The organism is Verrucomicrobiales bacterium (genome assembly GCA_016793885.1).
Taxonomy (GTDB): domain Bacteria; phylum Verrucomicrobiota; class Verrucomicrobiia; order Limisphaerales; family UBA11320; genus UBA11320.
Genome location: JAEUHE010000109.1, coordinates 21,259 through 27,999, shown reverse-complemented (window position 1 = coordinate 27,999; position 6,741 = coordinate 21,259). Strand labels below are relative to the sequence as shown.

The following is a 6,741-nucleotide window of genomic DNA, read 5'->3' as shown; positions in this document are numbered from 1 at the left end:
GCGGCAAGATCGTCGTAAGCTTGGATTCAAAGGAGATGAGGGAAATTGACGTTGGCCGCTACGACTACCTAAAACTTGCGTATGCACTCACGGTAAACCGCGCTCAAGGAGCAACGCTGGAGAACTCTCTTGTATACGCTTCAAACCAAAATCGTGAACTTGCCTATGTCGAAGCTAGTCGTGCGAAGCAGGCTACCAGATGGTACCTCACCCAACCCGTGGCTAAAGTGACCGATACAATGGAGCATTCGCGCAAGAAGGAGTTCATCGCTGATCAGGTAGTGACACTCGAACAAACTCTCACTCTCTGAACTATCCAGACGTAGAGTGGCGTGGGATATCCTTGAACAACATCAGCAAATATTCCGAGAGTGCGTCCTCGAACTTCGCCATCTCTAAAGGGTTCCCATTCGACGGGCGGGCCAATCGCGGGGCAGCAGACCGACGCTCCTCGATTTGATCCTCAGCTCGACGTAACAACGACCACAAAGCTCGATTGACCTGGCTCCAGCTCAGCGTGTCTGATCTCACCGCATCGCGGAGTTGCCGCACAAGCCGATCGTTCTCGTTTTGCTCAAGAAGCGTGAAGAGAACTTTCTTCGGCTTGGCCAGTTTACTCGACGGAGCAGAACTTGGTATGGGTTCCTTAGGAACAACCAAAGGCTCCTGGGCTGGAGGCACGACTTGAAAAGGCCGGGAGATATCCCCTGCCAGTTTTGAGCGGATCGGATTTGCGACTTCCCCGTTTGGATCAACTTTAGCCATTGCCGACCTCCCCATACAGAGGAGCCTTCCCCTCTCGTATGTCCAAACGAGCTTCTAACTCTCGAGCCAGCTCTCGATATTGCTCGGAGAGTTTGTGATGTGGATCCGTTTGGAGAACCGTTCGTCCGACCTTTTGGGCCTCGGGTATTGCCACCGCTCGACTAAGTTGCACCTGGAATGATCCAGAATTCGTCGGGAACGCTTCGTGGACGAAAGATGACAACTGAATCGCGAGTCGGGTTCGGCGGTCAACACACGAGAGGACAACGCCCAGGAGTTGAAGCTTCGGATTTCCATTATCCCGCACCGCTTGGATGTCGGCCATGGCATCATTGATGCCTTTGATAGCCAGCGGATCCGGTATCGCTGAGATAATAAACCACTCGGCGGCCTTGTATGCCGCCATGGTCGGCGGGTTCGTGTTGGGCGCTGTGTCGAGAAAGATGTAATCATATTTTCCGTCGAGCCTCGCGAGCGGCGTCTTCAGAGAGTCGCGACCATCGGCGAAGCGGTTACGGCTTCGCAGCGTATCATCGAGAGTGTCGAGGTTTCTTCTCGCAATGATCACATCAACATTCTTGGGTAGATGGAGGCCCTCAACAGGATCGTTACTAATGACGACGTCCTGGGCATCTTCATCCCCGATCATTACCTCGTAGGCTCCGAGGAAAGTCTCAGGCACGTTGAAGCATCGTGTGGTGCCGCTGTTGGAGTCCAAATCCCAAATCAGACACTTCCGACCAAGTTCTCCCAACGCCGCCGCTAGGTGCGTGCTGACCGTTGATTTTCCTACCCCACCCTTCTGGTTTCCGACCGCAATAATCCGTGTCTTTCTCCGACATTCCGCTAGTTCCATACTCCTCCTAAAAAAATCTACATATGGCCAGATGCCCAGGTGGCCTTCTGACCAGAAGGCCACTTCGTTACGGCAAGATGACCAGAACGTCATTCTTCGCACGGAATAACTCCTCAGAACAAGTGGGTATTTTTCGGGGCGATCTTACGATAACGGTCATCTGGCAAGCTGACCAGAACGGCATAATATTCCGGTCATCTGACCAGATGGCCGTTACGTAACGGCCATAACAAGCCTGGTGGACGAAGAAAGGGGGTTTCGCAATGCGATTGGAGTGGGTATGTCCGAGCGTGAGATGATTTTATTGAATTCGTTCGGGTGTCACAGAAATGAAAAAGCCAGCGTTGACGCGCTGGCTCTTTCTGAAATCGGCAAACTCAAGGAGCAGGAAAAAAGATCCAAAACACCCAGGAGCAAACAAACGTGCCCTGATTATGGATCGATCCTGCTGCTTGGTGCAATAGGGGGACTTTGGTCCTTCCTCGACATCCGGACCAAACTCAGAGGCGACCCATGCAATCAGGCTACAAAACGATAACCCCAATCCAATTCGCGAACATCCTGTGGCTCCTGGAGGAGGGGACCCTTTCGAAACGAGACGCCCAGACGTATTTCGGCTGCTTTGCCCTGGTTGCTATCCGCGAAGCCGCCACGCGCTACAAGATGCGCCGCCGCGAAAAACCCAGAGATTTTCCGCGCTACCGATTAAACGAACTCGTGCGTTTGACCGGACTCCCACCAAGAGCCGCTAAACGCTCCCTGTCGCGATTAAGGCGACAAGGGCTAGTAGACCATAGGGAGGGTCAAATTTTCATCACCACAGAGCCGCTACCAGGCTCTAATGAGCTTTTGGAATCTCTCTCCTGCCGAAGGAGTCCAAAACGACCCATTCCAGTGCCCCGCTCGGCAATCCGGTTCCTTGCAGGTAACCCCACATTAAGCCTCACCAAAACTTTGATCGGTTATCTGGTCCGGGGGCTTTCCATCTCAAAACAAGGCGGAGAGATTTCAAACCGAGGCACTGCCAAGGTCTCCTGGATTTCGGAAGCGATGGGCTTAAGCGAGCGAGCGGTCAGATACGCTCGGAAAACTCTCATTGAGCTTGGGTGCATTGAAAGTGATGAGGGATCGCATCAACTCAAATTAAACCGGGACGGAGCGTATTTTGTGCTGAACCTTGAGTGCACATTCGTGAAACGAGAGAAGAAAGTCACTGAAACGGTGCCGGATTTTGCACCCCTCCCCCTCGAAAAATGCACCGATTTTGCACCCCCTAATAAAGACAAGAAAACTTCTATCGAAATTAAACACCAGGAAACTTTGCCTCCAGCCAAGCCAGCTGGTGTTTTTTTAGAACGGAAAGAAAATCCAAATCTTTGGGATATCAAACCCGAAGACCTGTGGCACTTTGGAAAGCTTGAAGAACTTTACTTCCAAGCCTCCAAGGCAGGATGGATTAAACCCAGCGAAGCGATGGCTCTAAATTTCTTGGCAGCGGCGGTGAGAGCACGCGAGGCGGGGAATGACCCGCCACGGTTCTTTGTGGCGCTCATCCGAAAAGGGCTTTGGAGCCACATCACCCAGGCGCAAGAAGACCGGGGAAGGGCGGCACTAGTGAAATATCGGGAGGAAAATCCTGACCGCTTTAGGGTCCTAGAGTTCCGGGAGGCGGCGTAATGAAGTTTTCTTTGGAGGGGATAACTTTTAAGGGGGAACGCGGGCGGGGGAGGGGAGCGCCGCGTTCGAAATCAGTTTACCCTTGTGCTCTGGGTCCGCACGGCCCCATCTCCGGATTGCGCGGGACAGGTATCGATGGCGCAATCCTAATACTCGTGGGGGAGTAAGAGACAGGTGGAGCTCCGGTCAGCTTCTGTGATGATCCAAAATTTGGTTCCATCCCTGGTTTCATAAGCTGAGAGGATTCGAAACCCCTCACGAACTGAGAGGTCATTTTCCTTCCAGTCCTCCGTTTTGACGATGCCCCAATCTCCTCTGCTGTGGCGTGAGAGGGCAGCCAGGACTTCATCTTGGGGGATGGCCTCAAGCGCTCCGGGGGTGATGACCACCTGCCCCAGGGGAAAATTGACCGTGGTTTTGGGGGGCGTTAGCGCTCCAGGCGGCGAGCCTTTGGCAGGGGAGCTGCCGTGAGCTTGTTGATGTCTTGGGTCGGACCCTGGTCCCATGGAGAATCTCCTGCAATGACTCGGTGTGCGGACAAGGACCCTTTACCATATCGCGGATGAAACGGGAATAGCTCCCTCGGGTAAGTCCCGTGGCTTGTTCCCATCTCCCCAAACTCCACCCGACTTTTTTTGTCGCTGCCGGACCACCCAGGGTAATTGTGCCTAGAGACACTAACCCCGCTCACCCGACCCCGACTTCGGGGGAGATTGGACCAGACAAAATTCGGCGGGTGACATGTCGCCAGGTTGCAACCTAAAGCGGGGTCGTGGCGGATAGGTTCGCGTGGGCATCTCCGCGACACCCGGCGGGGAATGCCCCCACCACCCATGACTCAAGATCAGCGAGAACTACTAAATCTTCGAACGTTGCCAGCCAGGCTTTCAGCTGCCGAGGCGGCGGCGTTCCTTGGGTTTCAACTTCACGACATCCCGGTGCTCGTCGCCAAAGGCGTTCTTTGCCCCCTGGGACGGCCTGAGAGGAACGGAAGTAAGTGGTTTGCCACTGTGGCACTCCGGCGCATCGCCGAGGACGAGAAGGCGCTGTCGCGGGCTTGCGAGGTGATTCAGAAACGGTGGAGGGCAAAAAATTCCCGTGGGGCAAGAGTCGTGGCGAAGGACTAGGCGAAGGGGTAGGAGGGGAGGGGACTGATTTGGATCACCGGCGGGGGGACCCATGACGGCGCGATCAGTGTCAGTCTGGCGCAATTCTCCATCCCTTCGCTCGCTTCCTGTCAGCCCCAATCCCTGTCCGGTTCCGCTTGTTTGAAAGCCTCCAATTCCCGCTCGTTCTGCCTCCTTCCACCACCAGCTTTCTTCCCGTTTTCCTGCTCTGATTTTCTCCGACCAGCAGCCTTCTTTTTTTGGGGGACACCAACCTCCATCGGAGATGGAGGAGTTCGGAAACGGATGGCAACTCAATGGCGTTGAGCCCAGCGCTAGCCCCAGGGCCGCTTAAGAACGTCTTGGTGTCCTCACAGGGCTGGAAAATGTTCTTGCGAACGAAGGAACAACTGAACATGACTACAAGCATGTCAGAGGGACCACACCGCGCGTTAGAGCTGGCAGATGAAATCCTCGCGTTGATTGAGGATGCGGATGCCCGTACATCAAGCGAGCTACGCTCGGACTCCGCAGGTGATTCTGCGGCTTGGGTCATCATCAGCGGATTCCTCATTTCTGTTGCGGCCAATCTGTTCACCAAGGGGCTCCCCAATCCTGGCCAAGGCGAGTTAAGCGATCAGGATCTGAGTGAGATAGAGCGCGTCTTCACTGCTGTCGCGCAGCGTCAGCAGGAGCTCCAACGTCAGCAGGTTGAATCCTCTGTGAGAGATCATCTTCCCCAGTATCTTTCAGCAGCTGAACGCAGCCGCTTAACTTCCGAGATTGCTGATGCTATCCTGAGGTCATGTCGGAAAGAGAACAGTCCTTGATGGAGCTCCCATTCGACCCGTCTATTGAACGGGTTTTTCCCGCTTACTTCGCTGCCTTTCGACTTCTCAACCCTGAGAAAGGGATCCGATATCATCCCTTCGTAAATTTCATTTTCGGGCCGCACTCCATACGCGATGGAAAGCAGATGTTCGATTTTTTGCACGAGTTCGCTCATGCACAACTCCAAAATGGGGTGCTAGGGCTGACACTGCAACTACTACACAAACTCCCCGCTCCGATCGAGAAGATGCTCTTTCAGGAACTCCGTCAGGCCATGCTTTCATGGCGGAACGGATCTCCGGAGCAGAAGCGTCTCTTTAGAGAGTTATTCCTGTTTGGCGAACCAAGGGAAGGCACTGATTTACAGACGCAGATGGCCTTGTCTGATGGTCTGATCCACGACGTTCGCGAGCTACTAAACCAAAATCCGTTTCGGACTCGGTGGCAGGTATTCGAACTCATCAATGAACGTCGAACTCGGCTCCACAATCGGTGGAAGATACTGCACGAAGGGTTTGCAACTTTCGTCTCCGTAGAGGTTGCTTGTGGCGAGAGTGAGTTCTCGCACGAAATCAGAGAGCGCGTTGTGGAGAGGCTCATTCCCGGGATGAGTGAGGAAGCGCGGGGTCAGATGTTTCGCGAAGTCAGGGAGGTAGCCCAGAGAACGAGCCGGCGGCGGTTGTCAGTCAGGAATCCGCACAGCTCCTATACTAAAGGATTTCAACTCATCGAGCGATTGCGAGAAGCGCATCGTTCACCCTTTGTCGCAATGGTCGCTGTCGTTGCAGCGTCGCACTTTGCTTATCCTGCGTTTTCAATCCTTGATGTTTCCCGGGACGTGTTTGATTCGTGGGTTTCTGATGCGCTCAATCCACTCAAACGACTGACTTATCTCATCGAAAATCCAAACCTCTTACGTCCTTTCTCCGATCCGAGTTTGACGACGGAGGCTCTACCGGTCCTCATGACACAGCTGCTCCGCCGTTTCCCAGATTTCCCTCAGGTTCAAGGTATGCCTTTCGGTACCTGGGCTGTAGATCACCTTTGGGGCTCTGCAACCTTTTCTCGAGCCTTCGACCAGCCGCCCTTGGCTACGGCTCACGTCGCCCTCGAGAAGTATCAGCAGTTGTTTTGTGACGATCGTTCCGAAATTTTCTCGCACGGCGAGGTTTTCTTCCCCACCTTACTGTTTGCAGACGGGACTGTCGTTCAGAACGACGAAAACTTGCGGAGGGCGTTTCTCAGTAACTTTATCGACTTTTACGAGGTTGAGAGGACCTCAAGGCTTCTTACAACGTTCAGTGACATCAGCGGCGTCTTTCCTCCCGAATTCTGACTGGGTCTGGATTTGCTTCACGGCATGCAGGAATTCTCCTCCCAACGAGTCTAGATCCTGTGATCGAACTTCCCTATCTCCGGTTGAGGACTTCCGAGTCGCTACATTTCCGGCAGATGCGACCAGAGCCCTGTCGGAACTAGTCGGAACATTTGTCGCCCTAAGCCTCT

6 protein-coding genes are annotated in these 6,741 nt (G+C 54.0%); 5 read left to right on the top strand and 1 reads right to left on the bottom strand.

Annotated features, from left to right (window positions below; all coding sequences use genetic code 11):
* The first annotated feature begins 35 nt into the window (after positions 1 to 35).
* Positions 36 to 311 carry a hypothetical protein gene (locus tag JNN07_12710; GenBank protein ID MBL9168597.1) on the top strand — a complete coding sequence of 92 codons (276 nt, stop codon included), beginning with the start codon at positions 36 to 38 and terminating at the stop codon, positions 309 to 311.
* Between the two features lie 446 nt (positions 312 to 757).
* Here JNN07_12710 and JNN07_12705 read toward each other — a convergent pair whose 3' ends face one another.
* Positions 758 to 1,621, bottom strand: coding sequence for a ParA family protein (locus tag JNN07_12705; protein ID MBL9168596.1), 864 nt, complete (start codon positions 1,619 to 1,621; stop codon positions 758 to 760).
* A gap of 513 nt (positions 1,622 to 2,134) precedes the next feature.
* Between JNN07_12705 and JNN07_12700 the strand changes: the two genes are divergently transcribed.
* From JNN07_12700 to JNN07_12685, 4 genes are all read left to right on the top strand, one after another.
* Positions 2,135 to 3,298 (top strand): hypothetical protein, encoded by a 1,164-nt coding sequence (locus JNN07_12700; protein MBL9168595.1) that lies wholly within the window; start codon positions 2,135 to 2,137, stop codon positions 3,296 to 3,298.
* Between the two features lie 833 nt (positions 3,299 to 4,131).
* Positions 4,132 to 4,425, top strand: a complete 294-nt coding sequence (locus JNN07_12695) for a hypothetical protein (GenBank protein MBL9168594.1) — start codon at positions 4,132 to 4,134, stop codon at positions 4,423 to 4,425.
* 395 nt (positions 4,426 to 4,820) lie between these two features.
* Complete coding sequence (locus JNN07_12690; protein ID MBL9168593.1) at positions 4,821 to 5,234, top strand: hypothetical protein; 414 nt, start codon at positions 4,821 to 4,823, stop codon at positions 5,232 to 5,234.
* 146 nt (positions 5,235 to 5,380) lie between these two features.
* Positions 5,381 to 6,571 (top strand): hypothetical protein, encoded by a 1,191-nt coding sequence (locus JNN07_12685; protein ID MBL9168592.1) that lies wholly within the window; start codon positions 5,381 to 5,383, stop codon positions 6,569 to 6,571.
* Positions 6,572 to 6,741 lie beyond the last annotated feature (170 nt).

Coding starts and splice junctions, on each gene's coding strand:
- JNN07_12695 (MBL9168594.1), top strand. CDS start 4,132: ATGACTCAAGATCAGCGAGAACTACTAAATCTTCGAACGTTGCCAGCC.
- JNN07_12685 (MBL9168592.1), top strand. CDS start 5,381: ATGTTCGATTTTTTGCACGAGTTCGCTCATGCACAACTCCAAAATGGG.
- JNN07_12710 (MBL9168597.1), top strand. CDS start 36: ATGAGGGAAATTGACGTTGGCCGCTACGACTACCTAAAACTTGCGTAT.
- JNN07_12705 (MBL9168596.1), bottom strand. CDS start 1,621: ATGGAACTAGCGGAATGTCGGAGAAAGACACGGATTATTGCGGTCGGA.
- JNN07_12690 (MBL9168593.1), top strand. CDS start 4,821: ATGACTACAAGCATGTCAGAGGGACCACACCGCGCGTTAGAGCTGGCA.
- JNN07_12700 (MBL9168595.1), top strand. CDS start 2,135: ATGCAATCAGGCTACAAAACGATAACCCCAATCCAATTCGCGAACATC.